19 protein-coding genes, 1 tRNA gene and 1 riboswitch are annotated in these 16,316 nt (G+C 70.7%); of the genes, 5 read left to right on the top strand and 15 right to left on the bottom strand.

Going from position 1 to position 16,316, the window contains the following annotated elements; translation table 11 throughout:
• Positions 1 to 128: 128 nt before the first annotated feature.
• The 3 genes from ACVBD7_RS02350 to radC all read right to left on the bottom strand — a co-directional run bounded on the left by ACVBD7_RS02350 (position 129) and on the right by radC (position 1,562).
• Positions 129 to 317, bottom strand: coding sequence for a hypothetical protein (locus tag ACVBD7_RS02350; RefSeq protein ID WP_458095920.1), 189 nt, complete (start codon positions 315 to 317; stop codon positions 129 to 131).
• Positions 318 to 576: 259 nt separating this feature from the next.
• A tRNA-Gly gene (locus tag ACVBD7_RS02345) sits at positions 577 to 651 on the bottom strand.
• A 74-nt stretch (positions 652 to 725) separates the two neighbouring features.
• Entirely contained in the window at positions 726 to 1,562 is an 837-nt protein-coding gene (gene radC / locus ACVBD7_RS02340) for a RadC family protein (protein WP_458095919.1), read from the bottom strand.
• Between the two features lie 254 nt (positions 1,563 to 1,816).
• Positions 1,817 to 1,894: riboswitch (SAM riboswitch) on the top strand.
• A gap of 89 nt (positions 1,895 to 1,983) precedes the next feature.
• Between radC and metZ the strand changes: the two genes are divergently transcribed.
• The 3 genes from metZ (at position 1,984) to folE (ending at position 4,588) form a co-directional block, all read left to right on the top strand.
• Positions 1,984 to 3,234, top strand: a complete 1,251-nt coding sequence (metZ, locus tag ACVBD7_RS02335) for an O-succinylhomoserine sulfhydrylase (protein ID WP_458095918.1) — start codon at positions 1,984 to 1,986, stop codon at positions 3,232 to 3,234.
• A gap of 141 nt (positions 3,235 to 3,375) precedes the next feature.
• Positions 3,376 to 3,786, top strand: a complete 411-nt coding sequence (apaG, locus tag ACVBD7_RS02330) for a Co2+/Mg2+ efflux protein ApaG (RefSeq protein ID WP_458095917.1) — start codon at positions 3,376 to 3,378, stop codon at positions 3,784 to 3,786.
• Between the two features lie 184 nt (positions 3,787 to 3,970).
• Positions 3,971 to 4,588 (top strand): GTP cyclohydrolase I FolE, encoded by a 618-nt coding sequence (gene folE / locus ACVBD7_RS02325; RefSeq protein ID WP_458097619.1) that lies wholly within the window; start codon positions 3,971 to 3,973, stop codon positions 4,586 to 4,588.
• A gap of 76 nt (positions 4,589 to 4,664) precedes the next feature.
• Here the strand turns inward: folE and ACVBD7_RS02320 are convergent, their stop codons facing one another.
• From ACVBD7_RS02320 to ACVBD7_RS02275, 10 genes are all read right to left on the bottom strand, one after another.
• Positions 4,665 to 4,934: a hypothetical protein gene (locus tag ACVBD7_RS02320; RefSeq protein ID WP_458095916.1), complete on the bottom strand. Its 270-nt coding sequence runs from the start codon at positions 4,932 to 4,934 to the stop codon at positions 4,665 to 4,667.
• Between the two features lie 3 nt (positions 4,935 to 4,937).
• Positions 4,938 to 5,879 carry a 4-hydroxy-tetrahydrodipicolinate synthase gene (gene dapA, locus ACVBD7_RS02315; protein ID WP_458095915.1) on the bottom strand — a complete coding sequence of 314 codons (942 nt, stop codon included), beginning with the start codon at positions 5,877 to 5,879 and terminating at the stop codon, positions 4,938 to 4,940.
• A complete protein-coding gene (locus ACVBD7_RS02310) occupies positions 5,879 to 6,418 on the bottom strand; it encodes a hypothetical protein (protein ID WP_458095914.1) in 540 nt (179 codons plus the stop codon). The genes dapA and ACVBD7_RS02310 overlap by 1 nt, the downstream gene beginning before the upstream one ends.
• A 130-nt stretch (positions 6,419 to 6,548) precedes the next feature.
• Positions 6,549 to 6,806, bottom strand: coding sequence for a hypothetical protein (locus ACVBD7_RS02305; RefSeq protein ID WP_458095913.1), 258 nt, complete (start codon positions 6,804 to 6,806; stop codon positions 6,549 to 6,551).
• Positions 6,807 to 6,872: 66 nt separating this feature from the next.
• Positions 6,873 to 7,478, bottom strand: a complete 606-nt coding sequence (locus ACVBD7_RS02300) for a hypothetical protein (protein ID WP_458095912.1) — start codon at positions 7,476 to 7,478, stop codon at positions 6,873 to 6,875.
• A gap of 43 nt (positions 7,479 to 7,521) precedes the next feature.
• Positions 7,522 to 8,469 carry an Hsp33 family molecular chaperone HslO gene (gene hslO, locus ACVBD7_RS02295; protein WP_458095911.1) on the bottom strand — a complete coding sequence of 316 codons (948 nt, stop codon included), beginning with the start codon at positions 8,467 to 8,469 and terminating at the stop codon, positions 7,522 to 7,524.
• A 56-nt stretch (positions 8,470 to 8,525) separates the two neighbouring features.
• Entirely contained in the window at positions 8,526 to 9,473 is a 948-nt protein-coding gene (gene argF / locus ACVBD7_RS02290; protein WP_458095910.1) for an ornithine carbamoyltransferase, read from the bottom strand.
• Positions 9,470 to 10,675 (bottom strand): acetylornithine transaminase, encoded by a 1,206-nt coding sequence (locus ACVBD7_RS02285; protein ID WP_458095909.1) that lies wholly within the window; start codon positions 10,673 to 10,675, stop codon positions 9,470 to 9,472. Before ACVBD7_RS02285 ends, argF begins: the two co-directional genes overlap by 4 nt.
• Before the next feature lie 187 nt (positions 10,676 to 10,862).
• Positions 10,863 to 11,399 (bottom strand): hypothetical protein, encoded by a 537-nt coding sequence (locus tag ACVBD7_RS02280; protein WP_458095908.1) that lies wholly within the window; start codon positions 11,397 to 11,399, stop codon positions 10,863 to 10,865.
• 172 nt (positions 11,400 to 11,571) lie between these two features.
• The gene (locus tag ACVBD7_RS02275; protein ID WP_458095907.1) at positions 11,572 to 12,909 is read right to left on the bottom strand and encodes a PRC-barrel domain-containing protein; all 1,338 of its coding nucleotides are present in this window, start codon (positions 12,907 to 12,909) and stop codon (positions 11,572 to 11,574) included.
• A gap of 142 nt (positions 12,910 to 13,051) precedes the next feature.
• Between ACVBD7_RS02275 and ACVBD7_RS02270 the strand changes: the two genes are divergently transcribed.
• Positions 13,052 to 13,720: a RecX family transcriptional regulator gene (locus ACVBD7_RS02270; protein ID WP_458095906.1), complete on the top strand. Its 669-nt coding sequence runs from the start codon at positions 13,052 to 13,054 to the stop codon at positions 13,718 to 13,720.
• 465 nt (positions 13,721 to 14,185) lie between these two features.
• A complete protein-coding gene (locus tag ACVBD7_RS02265) occupies positions 14,186 to 14,611 on the top strand; it encodes a hypothetical protein (RefSeq protein ID WP_458095905.1) in 426 nt (141 codons plus the stop codon).
• A gap of 88 nt (positions 14,612 to 14,699) precedes the next feature.
• On the opposite strand, the gene ACVBD7_RS02260 is transcribed toward ACVBD7_RS02265, so the two are convergent.
• Complete coding sequence (locus tag ACVBD7_RS02260) at positions 14,700 to 15,293, bottom strand: hypothetical protein (RefSeq protein ID WP_458095904.1); 594 nt, start codon at positions 15,291 to 15,293, stop codon at positions 14,700 to 14,702.
• Positions 15,294 to 15,387: 94 nt separating this feature from the next.
• The gene (locus ACVBD7_RS02255; RefSeq protein ID WP_458095903.1) at positions 15,388 to 16,296 is read right to left on the bottom strand and encodes a DUF6492 family protein; all 909 of its coding nucleotides are present in this window, start codon (positions 16,294 to 16,296) and stop codon (positions 15,388 to 15,390) included.
• Between the last annotated feature and the right edge of the window lie 20 nt (positions 16,297 to 16,316).

Below are 16,316 nucleotides of genomic sequence, written 5' to 3'. Positions count from 1 at the left end.
CGCCGCAGGGAAAGGGGCCTCCCTACCCGCCGAAGGTGTCGTTCGTGTCATCCGGGGCCTTCTGAACGGAAGGCAGGCCCCAGGCACGGCCTCCGGCCGCATGCACGGGCTTGCGGCCCGCGAGGCGTTCAATTTCCGCCGAAACGTGGGCTCTGGCCCTTGGACAGGGCATCGCGCAGCGCTTCCAGAAATCCGCCGGCCACGTCAAGGCCGCTGCTGCGCGCCGTCTGGGCCAGCCGCAGGATCACCTGATCCAGCTCCGCCTGCTCATCAGGAAGATCGATTCCAATCATGGAAACCTCCTTCATCGCAGTCATCTTCCGGTCCTCGTCTCCCGGCCGACGCTGCCCGACCGCAGCGCAGCGCAGCGCCTCAGCACCAGCCGTAACGTGTCACCACTTGGCCGAACCGGCTGATGAGGGAGGAAAGCACGCAGCCCGCAATGTCGCGTGAACCTGGCGTTAAATCAGCGTCAAAAGGGACGCTGGACAAAGTCTTCAGGAACAGCAGAACGCGCGATGGACAACCAGCCCGGAGGCGCGATCCTCGTCGCGAGCAGGCTTGCTCGGAGAAGTGTGGAGCGGGCGATGGGAATCGAACCCACGACATTCAGCTTGGGAAGCTGACGTTCTACCTCTGAACTACGCCCGCGCTCTGGTCGTTACCTAGCGCAGTGCCCCCTTCCGCGCAATCGCCGAGAGCTCCGGGGCGCGGTCCGCCGGTGCCTAGAGCAGCCCTTCGCGCCGGAAGGAGAGATGCCGCCCGTTGCCGATGATCAGGTGGTCATGCACCACCACCGAGAAGATCTCCCCGGCCGTCCGGATCTCCTTCGTCATCTCGATATCTGCCCGGCTCGGCGTGGGGTCGCCGCTGGGATGGTTGTGGACCAGGATCAGTGCCGTCGCATGCAGGTCCAGGGCGCGGCGGATCACCTCCCGCGGGTAGACGGGCGTGTGGTTCACCGTGCCGCGCGCCTGCGCCTCATCGGCGATCAGGCGGTTCTTGCTGTCCAGGAACAGGATGCGGAACTGCTCGACCTTCTCACGTGAGATGGCGGCATTCAGATACGCCAGCAGCCGGTCCCAGTTGTTCAGCACCGGCAGCTCCATCGCCTCGGCCTTGGCCAGGCGCAGCGCCGAGGCCTGCACGAGCTTGAGCGCGGCCACGCTGTGCTCCCCCAGGCCTCGTGTCGCCATCAGCTCCGCCTGGGGCGCGGCCAGCACCGCGGCGAAGCTGCCGTAGCGGTTGATCAGCGACTTCGCGAGCGGCTTGGTGTCGCCCTTCTTGAAGGCGAAAAACAGCAGCATCTCCAGCAGCTCGTAATCGGCCAGTGCATCCGGCCCGCGCTCCAGCAGCTTCTCGCGCAGGCGGCCACGATGGCCGTGCGGGCCGGTGCTGGCAAAAGGCGCTTCACCGGCCGTCCGGCCCGCCCGCGTCGCACCACCGCTCCACCCCGCGCCCTCCCCTGAACGCATCAGGCGCGGGATGCCGCGAAGCTTCGCTCCTCCAAGATCCTCGGCGAAGCCGCGACGCGCGGGTTGCGCCGCCTCGGCAAATGACACTCCCGGCACACCCGCCCGACCAGCAGCACCGCGTCCGAAAATCCTGCCCAGCCACATGGCCCAACCCCGTCCTGGCGGTTCCGCCACCCTTCTGGTAGCCCGCGATCATCATTTCGGAGAGAGGTCTGCAACTCAAGGTGGCGTCACGAAGCCGAGAGCATCTCAGGACGGGTGTGACGCGTTTTCCTCGCAGGCCCGCCCAGCCCGCTTGCCGAAACGGGGGGTGCGGCACTAGCTTGGGTCCGTGCCCGTCCCTGGGCGCAGCTCGCGATTTGTCGGCCAGCTTGCGGCGAGCATAAAGAAACGCGCTAAACGGCCGTGGCCGGGGCACCCTTCATCGGGAATGCCCTTGCCCGACCGGGCCATCCGTGACCTGCCCGGCCCCTATCCGGGCCGGCCGTGACTTGATGGAACGCCCGCAATGCCCAGGACCCTGCCGAACATCCCGCTCCGCCCCGCCACGCTTCTCGTGCGCGGCGGCCAGAACCGCTCCTCCTTTGACGAAATGTCCGAGGCGCTGCACCTCACCTCGGGCTTCATGTACGAGAGCGCGGGCCAGGCGGAGGACACCTTCCTCGGCAACATCCAGCACTTCCAGTATTCCCGCTTCGGCAACCCGACGATCGAGGCACTGCAGAACAAGCTCGCCGCCCTCGAAGGCGCCGAGGCTTGCCGTGTCACCGCCTCCGGCATGGCCGCCGTCCACGCCGCGATGCTCGCTCACCTGAAGGCGGGTGACCGCGTCGTCGCCTCCCGCGCGCTGTTCGGCTCCTGCCACTGGATCGTCTCCACCCTGCTGCCGCGCTACGGCATCGAGACGGTGTTCGTGGACGGCACCGACCTCGACCAGTGGCGCGACGCCTTCAAGACGCCTACCGCCCTCGTGCTGCTGGAAACCCCGTCCAACCCGATGCTCGAGCTGGTGGACCTGCCCGCCGTTGCCGAGATGGCCCATGCCGCCGGTGCGGTCGTGGTGGTGGACAACGTTTTCGCCACACCGCTCCTGCAGAAGCCGCTGACCATGGGCGCCGACGTCGTCGTCTATTCCGCCACCAAGCATTTCGACGGCCAGGGCCGCGTCCTCGGCGGCGCCGTGCTCGGTTCGGCGAAGTGGGTGAACGACGTGCTGCAGCCCTTCATCCGCAACACCGGCCCCAGCATCTCGCCTTTCAACGCCTGGGTCATCCTCAAGGGTCTTGAGACTCTACATCTGCGCCTCCCCGCCATGTGCGCGGGCGCCGCGAAGCTGGCCGACTTCCTCGCCACCCGCCCCGAGGTCTCCCGCACCCTCTACCCCTTCCTCGACAGCCACCCGCAGCAGGCGCTCGCGCGCCGCCAGATGTCGGCCGGCGGCAGCCTCGTCACCTTCGATGTCGCGGGAGGAAAGGAGGCCGCCTTCCGCGTGCTGGACGCGCTGCGGCTGATCGATATCTCGAACAATCTCGGTGACTCCCGCAGCATGGTCACCCACCCCGCCACCACCACCCACATGAAGGTGGGACCGGAGGAGCGCGCGCGGCTCGGCATCACCGACGGCACGGTCCGCTTCTCCATCGGCCTTGAGGACCCGCAGGACCTGATCGACGACCTCGCCCAGGCGCTGGACAGCCTGCGCAGCCAGGGCGGCGGACGGTCGTCGGATGTTTCGCGCGCGGCCGGTCCCGCGCGCTGACCGGCGCACGGCAATGGACGCGGCGGCGCGGCGGGTGGCACGCTGTGCTGCCAGCTCATCTAGAGATGGGTCAGAGGAGGAATGCGCGATGACCATCGGCACTTGGCGCGCCGCCCTGGCCGCCGCGCATCAGTGGCTCCCATGAGTGATCCTGGTGCTTTCACCGCCGTGACGCGCGGCCTGCGCGTCACGGTCCGCACCTTCTACCTGGCCGACCAATCGGACCCGGATGAGGGCCGCCATGTCTGGGCCTATCGCGTCCGTATCCAGAACGAGGGGCGCGCGACCGTGCAACTCCTCAAGCGCAGCTGGCACATCACAGACGGCCTCGGCCGCAGCCAGCACGTGCATGGAGACGGCGTGGTGGGCGAGCAGCCTGTGCTCGAGCCCGGAGAGGCCTTCGAATACACCTCCGGCACCCCGCTCGCGACGCCCTCCGGCTTCATGCGCGGCGCCTACCACATGGTGGTGACCGAGACTGGCGAGATGTTCGACGCCGAGATCCCCGCCTTTAGCCTCGACAGCCCGCACGGCCAGGTGACGGTCAACTAGCACCCCCGGTGCAGGCCGTTCCACACCATGGGGCGGATGATGCGGCGCCGGCGCGGCAGCCCCGCTGCCCGCCCGCTTCCCCCTCCCGTCCCCCATCCCCATTCTCTCCCCGTGCGCCCACGCGCGCAGCCGAGGACCCGCCGTGACCGAACCCCATCCCGACGCCGAAGCCACCCCGGCCACGATGCGCCTCCCCGCCGAACTGGCCGGTCATGCCCGCCCGACCCAGGCCGAGGCCGAAGCGGCCGTCCGCACCCTCATCCTCTGGGCCGGCGACGACCCCGACCGCGAGGGCCTGCTCGACACCCCCAAGCGCGTCGCCAAGTCCTACCGCGAACTCTTCGCCGGCTACGGCACCGACCCCGTGCAGCTCCTCCAGCGCTCCTTCGACGAAGTGGCGGGCTATGATGAGATGGTCGTGCTGCGCGACATCCGGCTGGAAAGCCATTGCGAGCACCACATGGTGCCCATCATCGGCCGCGCGCATATCGGCTACCTGCCGCGCGGCCGCGTCGTCGGTATCTCCAAGCTCGCCCGCGTTGTCGACGCCTTCGCCAAGCGCCTGCAGATCCAGGAAAAGCTGACAGCGCAGATCGCCGGCGCCATCAACGACGTGCTGGACCCGATCGGTGTCGCCGTGGTGCTGGAAGCCGCGCACCAGTGCATGACCACCCGCGGCGTGCACAAGCACGGTGTAACGATGGTCACCAGCACCATGCTCGGCGCCTTCCGCGAGGACCACGCGACCCGCCGCGAGTTCCTTTCCATCATCAACGGCCGCTCCGGCACCTTCGAGGGCTGACGGGCGCGCCTTGCCCCTGGAGAGGGGTCCGGGGAGAGGAAGAGTTCCTTCTTCCTCTCCCCGGAGACATCCCGCCCTACCCAGCCATCCGCACCACCGCATGCGCCAGCCCGGCCAGCCCGACAAAGGTCACGGCCTCATCCCAACGGTTCAGGCTGCCTTCCATCGGCCGCTCCCGGTTCGCTACCGCGAACCCGACTGCCATCCCCGCCGCCATCAACAGCATCGGCACAGGCGTGACCGGCCGCGCCGTCAGCAGATGGATCAGCGAGCACCACAGCCCTGCGAAGCCGAGGAACAGCCCCACCCGCGCCAGGGCCCGCGCCGAGGCGGAATCGAGAAGCACCGCTCAGGCCACCTGCCGCATGCTCGCACGGGTCGAAAGGCTCCGCGCCAGCGCCTCCTCGCGCTCCATCACCGCACCCAGCGCCGCGCGAAGCCCCGCCAGCGTGGCCGGCTCAGCTCGCGTCAGCGGCAGGCGCGGATGCGGTTCGCACAACCCAAGCAGCCCGAGCGCCGCCTTCACCGGGATCGGGTTGGCCTCGGCGAACAGGGCGGCGTCCAGCGGCGCCAGCAGGTCGCGCAGCATGGCGGCAAAGGCCAGGTCGCGCACCGAGAAGGCGGCCTGCAGCGCGCTGCACAGCGCGGGCGCGACATTGGCGGTGACCGAGACGCAGCCCTTCCCGCCCATGGCGAGATGCGCCAGCGCCGTCGCGTCGTCACCCGAGAGCTGCACCAGCTCCGGCCCGCAGAGCCGCCCGAGGCGGGGCGGGCGGGACAGGTCGCCGGACGCATCCTTCAGCGCCTGGATCAGCCCGTCCTCATGCAGCCGCGCGATCGTCTCGTCCGCGAAGGCCACCCCGGCGCGGGACGGCACGTCGTAGAGCACGATGGGCAGCCCGGTCGCAGCGGCCACGGCGCGCACATGCGCCCGCAGCCCCTCCTGCCCCGGCCGCACATAGGGCGGCGCAGAGACGAGCAGCGCCGAAGCGCCCAAGTGTTCGGCCGCCACTGCCAGTGCCGCCGCCGTCTCCGTGCAGGGAGCGCCCACGCCTGCGATCACCGGCCGCCCGCCCGCCGCCTCCGCTACGCAGGCAACGGCCTGAGCATGCTCTATCGCCGAGAGGGCGGGCGCCTCCCCCGTGCTGCCGCAAACCACCAACCCGCCGACGCCCCGCGCCACCGCGCGGGCCGCGAGGCGGGACAGGGCGTCCGTGTCGATCGTGCCGGAATCTCCGGCGCAGAAAGGGGTGACGAGCGCGGGAATAATCCCGTGCAGGGCCGGGCGCATCAGCCAGCCCTCCGCGCAGCCGGGAGGCGGTAGACAAGAAGCCCCGCGTCTTCCTGGCCACGGCGCCCTACCCGTTCGAATCCATAGACGCGCAGTCGGGCCGCGATGCTGCGGGCCAGGCTGGCCGCGCCGTCGCCGATCAGGCGGAGCGCCAGCCGCCCGCCGGCCGGCAGGGCGCGGCGCGCACAATCGGCCACCGCCCGTCCCGCCTCCTCCGTCCGAATAGCGGGGGCGACAACGATTTCGACGGGATCGGGATGGGCCGGCGCCGCACGGAAAGCGGCGCCGCCCCGGCAGCCGCGATGCAGCGCGTCGCAGAGCAGTTCGCCGCCAGCCTCGCCGATGAACAGCACGCGGTCGCCGCTGCCCGCGGCAACGGCAGCGAGTAGATCCTCCGCATCTGGCGCCGCCACGCCCTGTGAGCGCAGGCTCGGCGGCCAGGGCTGGGCCGCGCGACCGGCGGCTGGCGGGGGCTGGGACGCGTCCGTCCGGGTCGCGCAGGGGCGCGTCCTCGGCGAAGCGGAAATGGGATGGGCCATGAGATCCTCCACGGGGAGGAATCTGAGGAACCCGCCATAAAGCTTCTATGTTGAAGTTATCGGCAGAGCGCAAAGGCCCCGTAAACGAGACCCGCCCGCCCCCAGAACCGAGGGTGGGCGGACGGTCCCGCTAGCAGTCCCGGCGGAAGAAGCCGTCGGCGCGCGCGGCACGGGCCGCAGCTTCGTAGCTGCGGGTGATCGCGGCCTCCTGCTGCGCGCCGGCCGCGGCGGCGTAGGCCTCGCGACAATAGGTATCGACCGGCGCAGCGGCGTAGCCCGGCGCCACCGGAGGAACCGCATAGTAGGGTTCCGCCGGATAGGGCGCGCAGGCGGCGAGCCCGGTTCCGAGCAACAGGACCGGCAGAAGAGCAAGGCGAAGCTGTGTCATTGCGCGTCTCCTTTGTTGGAGGACGAAGCGCATGAAGCCCCGGCGCGGTTGCGCCCACGCCCCTTCTCAGCCCCGGGGCAGGTCCTGCCGCTCAACTCCCTCCGGCCCGCCCATAGCCGGGACCGGTGCGCTGGGCGAGGTCTCGAGCAGCCAGTCACGCAGGTTGCGGCGGACCTGAAGCTCGAACTCCACGTTCAGGTCCTCCATCGCGCGGATCATGATCGTCTCGGCCGCCCGCGAACGGGCGGCACCGCTGCTACCGGTTCCGGTCAGGCTCCGGCGCGCCTCGGCCTCGGCGAAGGCGATACGGCGGTCGCCGTCCAGCACCTCCACCCGCGCGCGCAGCAGCACCGCGATGGCATCGCCCGAGCGGGTGAGGCTTGCAGCCTCCACCACGAAGCGGGCGCGGTTGGTGGTGCCCGAGGGGGCGATCCGGTCCCGCCCCATCCGCGCCACCTCGGCGGCGGGCTGGATCGGCGCGGGCGGATCCACGCGCGCATCGACCGGCATGGCCACCACTTCCAGATCCGCCACGTTCAGCCGTAGCGGCGTGAGATAGGCATAGCCCTCCACGCGCGGCGGCGCGGGCGGCGGCTCGCGCCCCCCGCAGGCCAGCAGCAGAAGCGGGGCGCCGAGCGCCAAGCGCCGCGCGATCACGGTTGGTCCGGACATGGTTCCGCAGGAATCCCCAAGTTCCGCCCGTTGCGTTAGCCGATCAGGCCCGGCCTGCGCCACCCCTCACCTCGGTGCGGTCGAAGCGGAAGGCGACGTTGCAGAACTCGCAGTTCATCATGATCAGCCCGTCCTCGGCCATGTCGTCGAGGTCGCTCTCCGGGAAGCCCTGCAGCACCCCCGCCAGCCGCGCGCGGGAACACCGGCAACCATAGGAGAGCGCGCGGGCGCGATCCACCAGCAGCCCCTCGGCATGGAATAGCCGGTGCAGCACCTCCTCGGGCGCCAGCGCGTCGTCCAGCAGCTCCTCCTCCTTCACGGTGGAGGCAAGGGTGGTGGCCGTCAGCCAGGCGTCATCCGCCTCGTCATCCGCCAACCCGTCGATGCCGCCCTCGGCCGCGACGCGCTCCAGGATGAGGGCCGTCGCCCGCCAGCCCTGAGGCGTGCGGCGGCAGGCCAGGCGCACGAAGGCCCGCAGCTGCTCGGAGGTCTGGAAATAGCTGTCCGTCATCTCGGCCAGCGTCTCGCCCTCGATGCCGACAATGCCCTGGTAGCGCTCCATCTCCGGCCCCTGATCACAGGTGAAAGCCAGATAGCCCTTGCCCAGCAGCGCCCCGGCCTCCCCCATCGGGCTGCCCTCGGCTCGCGCGTAGCCACGAAGCTCGCCGGCATCGGTGCAGTCGGCCAGCAGCATGGAGACCGGCCCGTCCCCCTTCGCCTGTAGCGAGAAGGAGCCGCGGAACTTCAGCGCCGCCGCCAGCCCGGCGGTGAGCGCCAGCGACTGGCCGAGGAGACGCGACACGTCCTCCCCCAGCCCGTGGCGGGGGATCAGCGCCTCGGCGAGGGCGCCCAGTCGCACGAGACGGCCGCGCACGGGCTTGCCCTCCAGGTAGAAGGGCAGGATGGCGCGCGGCACCACCGTCTGAGGCACCGGCGGGCGCTCATGGTTGAGGAAATCGGGGGTCTCGGAGGGGCGGGTCACGTCTTGCACCCGGCCTAGATAGGGGCGCCCCCTCCCCCCTTACAGGAGGGAGAGGGCATGGCAGATCAGCCCAGCCCGAGGGCCCAGAGCAGCACGCCCTTCTGGGCGTGCAGCCGGTTCTCCGCTTCGTCGAACACAACGCTCTGCGGCCCGTCCATCACCTCGTCCGTGATCTCCTCCCCGCGATGGGCGGGCAGGCAGTGCATCACCAGCGCGTCCGGCGCCGCATGGCGCATTAGCGCGGCGTTGAGCTGGTAGGGAGCGAGCATGTTGTGGCGGTTGCGGATCTCGCGCTTCTCGTCGCTCATCGAGATCCAGGTGTCCGTCACCACGCAGCGGGCGCCGCGCACGGCCTCGGCCGGATCAGTGAACAGCTCGACATTCGCGCCCTGAGCCCGCGCCCAGGCCACCAGTTCCGCAGGCGGGGCGAGCTGCGCGGGTGTGGCGAGGCGGAGCGTGAAGTTGAAGCGCGCCGCCGCCTGGATGAAGGACTGGGCGACGTTATTGCCATCCCCCGTCCAGGCCACGACCTGACCTGCGATGGGGCCGCGATGCTCCTCGAAAGTCATCACATCGGCCATCAGCTGGCAGGGATGGGAGACGTCCGTCAGCCCGTTGATGACGGGAACGGTCGCGTATTCCGCCAGCTCGCGCATCTTCTGCACGTTGTCGGTACGCAGCACGATAGCGTCGACGTAGCGGGACAGCACGCGCGCCGTGTCCGCCGGCGTCTCGCCGCGGCCCAGTTGCGTGTCCTTGCTGGTCAGCGTGGTGACGAAGCCGCCGAGCTGGCGGATGCCCACCTCGAAGGAGACCCGCGTGCGGGTGCTCGGCTTCTCGAAGATCAGCGCGACGGTCTTGCCCGCCAGCGGCTGTCCGACAACCTCGCCGCGCTTGGTGCGCGTCCCGAGGTCGAGCATGCGGCGCAGCGCCGCCGGGTCGAGATCCATCAGTTCGAGGAAGTGGCGGGGAGCCTTGGGCCCCCCTTCCACCGTCTTGAGCGCAGCGCTCACTTCGCGGCCGCCTTCGCCTCGCTCGGGGTCAACCGCAGGCAGGCGCGGTCCAGCAGGCGCAGCGCCTCATCGGCCTCGGCCTCGGTGATGACGAGCGGCGGGGCGACCCGCAGCACGTTCATCCCCGCCGCCACGGTCAGCAGGCCCTCCGCCACCGCGGCGCCCTGCATCTCGGTGTTGGAGACCGCATCCGTCAGCCGCAGGCCGAGCAGTAGCCCGGCCCCCTGCACGCCCAGCACCACCTTGGGGTGGCGCGTCGCCAGCTCCTGCATGCCGCGCCAGAGATGGCGCGCCACGCGATCGACCCCATCGAGGAAGCCCGGAGCCAGGATCACGTCCAGCACCGCGTTACCGGCCGCGCAAGCCACCGGCCCGCCGCCATAGGTGCTGCCATGCGTACCGGGCTTCAGATGCTCCGCCACCTTCTCGCGGGCCAGCGTGGCGCCGAGCGGGAAGCCGCCGCCGATACCCTTGGCCGAGGACATGACGTCCGGTTCGATCCCGGCCCACTGATGGGCCCAGAGTTTGCCGGAACGCCCGACGCCGGTCTGCACCTCGTCGAGCGCGAGCAGCAGCCCGAACTCGTCGCAGGTCGCGCGCAGCTCCTGCAGGAAGCGGATGTCGGCGGGCCGTACGCCGCCCTCACCCTGGATCGGCTCGATCATGATCGCGGCCGTTTCCTTCGTGATCGCCTGGCGCACGGCGTTCATGTTGCCGAAGGGGACGTGGTCGAACCCGTCCACAGCAGGGCCGAAGCCCTCCAGGTATTTCGGGTTGCCCGTCGCGGAGATCATCGCGAGCGTGCGGCCGTGGAAGGCGCCCTCGAAGCAGATGGTGCGGTAGCGCTCGGGACGGCCGTTGGCGGCGTGGTACTTCCGCACCGCCTTCACCATTGCCTCGTTCGCCTCGGCGCCCGAGTTCGAGAAGTACACGCTGTCCGCAAAGGGCGTGGCCTCCACCAGCCGTGCGGCGAGGCGCTCGGCCTGCGGCACGCGATACAGGTTGGAGGTGTGCATCACGCGGCCCGCCTGCTCCGCGATGGCGGAGACGAGATGCGGGTGGGCATGGCCGAGGCTGCTGGTGGCGATCCCGGCGCCAAAGTCGAGGAATCGTCGACCCTGCGCATCCCACAGCCAGGCGCCCTCACCCCGCTCGAAGACGAGGTCGGCACGGTTGTAGTTCGGCATCAGGGGGGGGATCACGCGGCGCGGCCCTCCTTAGGACCCGCGGGCGAAGCGGGTGTCGCGGCGCCGGGCGGGTGGCAGGCGAAGATGGCCGAAAGGGGGTGCGGGGTCAAAGGATGCAGGGAAGCGGCGCACAAAAAAAGGCGCCGCAGGATCGCGGCGCCTCCTTTCGTGATCGGCCCGGCAACTGCCGGGCCGATCGGGTTCAGCGGCCCTGGGTGCTGAACGCGTTGCCCGGGGTCGGGGTCGCGGCGGAGCCGAGACCGGCCTCACCACCGGCCGAGGAGTTCGCGGGCACGGCGGCGCGGGCGGGCGTCGCGCGGCTCTGCGAGCGGCGGGCCTGCGAGCGGCGCGTGCTGCGGCGCGGGGCGCAGTCGCTCGGGTCCGTCGTGCCGAGGCTGCGGCTCACGGCCGTGCCGGGCGGGTTGCCGGGGGTGCAGTCGGGGCGGCCGGCGGTGTTCAGCGGGTCACCAGCGCGCTCGTTGGCGCGGGAGACAACGGTGCCGGGCGGGTTGCCGCGGGTGCCGTCGGGCGTGTTGTTGACGTTCAGCGGGTCGCCGGCGCGGTCATTGGCGCGCGAGGTCACGGTGCCCGGCGGGTCGGTGCGGTCGTTGGCGCAGGCGGAGAGGCCGCCGAGGGCGAGAACCAGCGCGGCAGCGCGGAAGGTGGTGGACAGCATCTCGATGCTTTCTCCGGTCGGGTTGTTCTGGTTCCGCATGGCTTGCGGGACCTGCAGGGGCAACGCCGGAATTTCAGCTTGGTTCCTTGATGCACTGCGCCATCTTTGCTTCGTGTGACATCTGGGTGACGCAGGGCAAAACGACGGGTGTCAGGCGGGTATGGAAAGGGCCCGGATGCTCTCGCATCCAGGCCCCTCCCTGTCCGCTTCCTGGGTCAGGCCCAGGGCGGTTTGATCAGCCCCGGCGGGCGGCGTCGTAGGAATAGGCGGGGAGCGAGGTCAGGCTCTCCCGCGTGGCACCGGTGATGGTCCAGCGATTGTCAGCGGCGGACCAGCGGAGCTCGGACATCGGGACGGCCACGAGCTTGGCGCCGATGCCGAGGAAGCCACCGACGGAGACGATCGCCATGGGCGAGGAACCGCCGGAGGCGAGGATCACGTCATCGACCGAGCCGATGGACTCGTTGCGCTCGTTGTAGACGTTGGAGCCGATGATGCGGCTCACGCGGTCGGTCTGGGCCATGGGCGCCGTCGCGGCCGGGTTGGCAGCGGTGGCGGAGCGGGGCGTGGCAGCGGGGCTGTTGGCCGGGCTGGTCGCCGAGGCGCCGGCGGGCGGGTTGGTCGGGGCAGTGCCGGCGGCCTGGTTCTGCAGCGGCACAGTCATGGTGCCGGCGCGGGCCTGGTCGCCCTGCGGGGTGCGGTTCACCTCGCCGGGCTGCGGGTTACCCTGGGCGCTGCCGCCCTGGATAGCGTTACGGTCCATCGCCTGGCCGCTCATCGGGCGGGCATTGGGGCCCTGGGTGGTGCCCATGGCGCCAGGGTTGGCGTTGGTGGCGCCGGGCTCGTTGCGGCGGTCGCCCGCACCGGGGGCGGAGCGGCCGGTGGTGCTGGCCTGGTTGCCGCCCGAGCCGCCGCCGGCAGAGGTGTCGGCATTGGTGCGCTCGTTCTCCGGGAATGCGCCGGAGAGATTGGTGCCGAGGGCGCGGTCGACGCCGCGGGTCACGACGGTGCCGGGCGGGTTGCCGGGCGTGCCATCGGTGCGGTTCTCGGCGTTCGCGGGGTCGCCGGCGCGGCGGTTGGCATCGGCAGTGCCGTCGGTCGCGCGGTCGGCGGCGCGGCCGAGGGCGGTGCCGGGGGGATTTCCGGGCGTGCCGTCCGGGCGGTTCTGGGTGTTCAGCGGGTCGCCGGCGCGGTTGTTGGTCGTGGCGGCGCCGTCGGTCGCGCGGTCCACGGCACGGCCGAGGGCGGTGCCGGGCGGGTTGCCGGGGGTGCCATCCGGGCGGTTCTGGGTGTTCAGCGGATCACCGGCGCGGCGATTGGCGTCGGCCGCGTTGTCGCCGGCACGGTCCACGGCGCGGCCGAGGGCGGTGCCGGGCGGGTTGCCGGGCGTGCCATCGGCAGGGGTGCGGTTGCCGGTGACGCTGTCGGCGGCGCGCTGGGTCGCGGTGGAGGGCGGGTTGCCCGGGGCGCCGTCGCGCGGCTGCGCCTGGGTCTGGGCCAGGGCGGGCACGGCAAGCAGCGCGGCGGCGGCGGTCAGGCCCAGAAGGCTCGACTTGGTGGAACGAATGGTCATGCGGCGTCTCCCTGAGACAGTTGCCTGTCTGTGGGCAGGGAACGCGGGGTGGGCGAGAGGGGTTGCGGCGGGACGCCCCTCTCCGGTCCGGCCGCTCCCCTCGCCCCTCCCCTGGGCGGCGTGGCCGTGGCAGGGTCGGTGGATGGCCGAGGACGGATCGAAAAGGGCGCCGCCCCAGGGGAGCGGAGCTGGACGTGGGGCGAAGCGGGAGCGCCGGCTGCCCTCGGCCGGGCCGGCGCCGACGGAGGCGCGGCTGCATGAGGCGGCGCTGAACCATCTGGCGCGGTTCGCGGCGACGGAGGCGGGGCTGACGCGGGTGCTGCAGCGTCGGGTGGCGCGCTGGGCGCAGCGGGCGGAGCGCGAGGGGATGGTGGCGGAGGTGGTGGCGCCAATTGTCGCGGCCGGGCGGGCGGCCGCGGGTGTGGTGGCGCGGAAGATGGTGGCGGCGGGGGCGGTGGATGACGCAGCCTTTGCCGCGGCGCGGACACGGCGGCTTTCGCGGGCCGGGCGGTCCAAGCGGGCGATTGCGGCGCATCTGACGGCGAAGGGGGTGGGCGCGGAGACCGCTTCCGGGACGCTGGAGGAGGCGGGGACAGATGAGGTGACGGCGGCGCTGGCGCATCTGCGGCGCCGGCGGGCGGGGCCGTTCGACCGGAGCCCGCCGGAGGAGGCGGAGGCGGCCCGGGCAGCGCGGATGAAGGCCATGGGGTCGCTCGCGCGGGCGGGGTTTCCGCGGGAGGTGGCGGAGGTGGCGCTGGATATGGAGCCTGCCGAGGCGGAGGCGCGGATTATCGAGGCCCGGCGGGGGTGATCCGGCGGGGTTGGGCGCGCGTATGGGGCGGGACACCGCTTCGCGTTGCCTGGTGGCGGTCTCGGCGGTGCGGGTGAGCGATAACGCCGCGCGTTCCGCTGGCGACGATGTTCTGCATCGTGCCCAAGGCCATGCCAGCCGGATGGTTCGGGAGATGCGTGACCGGCCTTCGGCGGCTTCGAAGAAGTGCTTCAGGGCGCGGCGGTAATCCGTTTGCTCGATCCGTTCCTCATTGTGGCAGAGTGAGCCGCTTTGCACCTCTGCTGCGGCTCGCGCGGTATCTTGCCGCACGGAGGTTGAGTATGGCCGCGCAGACCGGGCACAGCGGCTTCGGGGGTTGGATTGTTATCCCCCTTCGGCCGTCGCTCGGCCAAATGGTCAGCATCTCGGCATTACATGAATCAACGCGATGACCCGGGCGCGTGATTATGGTCCGATCTCAAAGCGATAGGAGGGGTGCCGGGTGTGGTGACGCTTGTGGCGGCTTGGCTGGGAATGACCGTGCTGGCGGCGGCAGGATCCTGCACGGCGGGAGATGAATTCGAGCCGCCCCTCTGTCCGACGGGCCTGCCCCCAGTCACCTCCGTGCGCATCGAGAAGCAGGGGGTGGCAATCTGGACGGATCCGGACGGAGCGTCCTGCCGCGGGTTCCGGCTGAGCGAGCGGCAGGTCCGGCGTTTCTTCCGCAACGCGCGGCAGGCGGAAGCAGCGGCAGTTCATTACACCCTGCCGGAGTCCCCATGCTCGGTACTCGGCCGGGTAATGTTCGCGGATGGCAGCGCCGGTTCGTGGCGGCTGGATCGGTTCGGGCTAGGCTGGCTGGACCGTGCCGGCAGCGGCCGGATGGTGCTCTACTGTCGCGGCTGCCGCACCGCCCCGTGGACGCAGTGATGGCCGGGGCGGCCGCGGTCATTTGTGCTCGGTCGTTATGGCCGTGTGAGATGAGAAAGACGTCCATGCCGCAGTGGTGGCCGATGGGTCATTGGACCTGGATGGTGGTCTGGATCTCGCCGCGGGCCTCATCGAAGAACAGGTAGACTTGCGCCGCATCGTGCTTGAGCCGGCCCAGGTCCATCTGCCCGACGAACACCAGCGGCCGTTCGTCCACCACGATCCAGGCCGGCGATTGAAGCCATTTCGGGGGCTTCCTCAAGTATCGGAACGACGCCCCGATCTCGCCTTTGACCATCTTCGCGACGGATTTCCTGTCAGGGAGGCCGGCTGCCTTGTCGGTGAGCCGCCTGACGAAGGAGTTCGGCAGATCGAGCCAGTCAGGCGTCTGGCTGAGAATGATGTGGTGGAGATGTTCCGCGCCCTTATCGGCGGCATGGGTCGTGCCTTTGGCGAGCAGGAACTGGGACAGGGCGTCGCGGGTGTTGATCTGCGCCTTCAGCGCGGAGGGGTCCTGCTGCAGGACGTAGAGGAGCAGGTTCCCGTTGTTGGTATAGGGCCGGAGAGTGATGTCTTCCTCCAGAACGGCCTGGAGGGCCTGGTCCTGCTCCAGCTTCCGCATGAAGGCCGGGAGCGAGATCCGACCTTCGACGAGGGCGACGATCTCATCCAGGGGCGTCATCGGTCATCCTGTCCTGCCGAAAAGCGCGATAATGCGCGGCACGGACCACACCCGGCACCCGCCCTGCAAGGCTCCGAGGTTCGCGCGGACCAGCTCAGGCCGGGCGGGTGCTGCCGGGTGGCGGGGTGAGGATGGCCTCGCCTTCGGCCGTGCTGGCGATGAGGCCGAAGGTAAGCCAGCGTTGGATGATAGCGGCCTTCACCTCGGGCGGGGACCATGCGGTTCGGCGGTGGACGCCCATGCCGCGGGTGACTTCGCTGTCCACGCGGCGGAGGAAGGGTTCGATCCGGTCCTCGCGCGCGAAGAAGGTGGTGAAGGGGACATGCGCGAAGCTGTGCAGCGCGTCCCAGTTGCCGTGCGCCGCGACGAGGTGGGCGCAGTAGAGGCGGTACTCGGCGACGTTCGGGCCGGTGTCGGCGAGGATGGCGTCCGAGGAGCCGAAGCCGTGGCGGGCGCGGAGGGCGGCGTCCATGGCGGCCACCTCGGCGGTGTGGAGGGCGAAGGGGGTGATGATGTGGAACATCGTCTCCGGGCGGCTCTCGGGTGGGGTACCGAAGAGGTCGAAGGCTTCGAGATGGCCGGGCTGGGCGGTGCGCGGGAGGAGGCGGAGGCGGCCGGTCTCATCGGCAAAGGCGGCCGTGTCCGTGGGGCGGATGAGGTGGTTCTTGCAGTCCAGGGTGACGTAGGCGGGAGTCTGGACGAGGCGGTGGGCTTCGAGCTTGAGGGCCTGCTGGCGGCGCCAGCCATTGCCGGCACGGGGGGCACCGCGGAAGGCGTTCAGTTCCTCGCCGGGAAGGATGCGGAGGCGGGGGGCGAGCGGGCCGTATTCGGGGGTGATCTCGGCGGCGAGGCGGGTGGCGAATGTCGGGTCGCGCGGTTCGTTGCCGATGAGGATGATCTGGCCGAGGGCGGCGGGATCGAGGTAGCGGACGAGGGAGCGGGCCTGGAGGCGGAGGAGGGGCAGGTCCGCCGCGAAGGCGATGGTGACGAAATCGAGGACCATGGTGTCTCCGCCGGGATCTC

The sequence above is a fragment of the Roseomonas sp. WA12 genome (assembly GCF_054165765.1).
Note: the sequence above shows the minus strand (reverse complement) of the source record. Positions and strands in the feature narration are given on the sequence as shown.

Excerpts from the sequence above, each read along its gene's own strand:
- ACVBD7_RS02350 (WP_458095920.1), bottom strand. The coding sequence starts at position 317 with ATGACTGCGATGAAGGAGGTTTCCATGATTGGAATCGATCTTCCTGAT.
- metZ (WP_458095918.1), top strand. The coding sequence starts at position 1,984 with ATGCCCAGGACCCTGCCGAACATCCCGCTCCGCCCCGCCACGCTTCTC.
- apaG (WP_458095917.1), top strand. The coding sequence starts at position 3,376 with ATGAGTGATCCTGGTGCTTTCACCGCCGTGACGCGCGGCCTGCGCGTC.
- folE (WP_458097619.1), top strand. The coding sequence starts at position 3,971 with ATGCGCCTCCCCGCCGAACTGGCCGGTCATGCCCGCCCGACCCAGGCC.
- dapA (WP_458095915.1), bottom strand. The coding sequence starts at position 5,879 with ATGCGCCCGGCCCTGCACGGGATTATTCCCGCGCTCGTCACCCCTTTC.
- ACVBD7_RS02310 (WP_458095914.1), bottom strand. The coding sequence starts at position 6,418 with ATGGCCCATCCCATTTCCGCTTCGCCGAGGACGCGCCCCTGCGCGACC.
- ACVBD7_RS02305 (WP_458095913.1), bottom strand. The coding sequence starts at position 6,806 with ATGACACAGCTTCGCCTTGCTCTTCTGCCGGTCCTGTTGCTCGGAACC.
- ACVBD7_RS02300 (WP_458095912.1), bottom strand. The coding sequence starts at position 7,478 with ATGTCCGGACCAACCGTGATCGCGCGGCGCTTGGCGCTCGGCGCCCCG.
- ACVBD7_RS02275 (WP_458095907.1), bottom strand. The coding sequence starts at position 12,909 with ATGACCATTCGTTCCACCAAGTCGAGCCTTCTGGGCCTGACCGCCGCC.
- ACVBD7_RS02270 (WP_458095906.1), top strand. The coding sequence starts at position 13,052 with ATGGCCGAGGACGGATCGAAAAGGGCGCCGCCCCAGGGGAGCGGAGCT.
- ACVBD7_RS02260 (WP_458095904.1), bottom strand. The coding sequence starts at position 15,293 with ATGACGCCCCTGGATGAGATCGTCGCCCTCGTCGAAGGTCGGATCTCG.
- ACVBD7_RS02255 (WP_458095903.1), bottom strand. The coding sequence starts at position 16,296 with ATGGTCCTCGATTTCGTCACCATCGCCTTCGCGGCGGACCTGCCCCTC.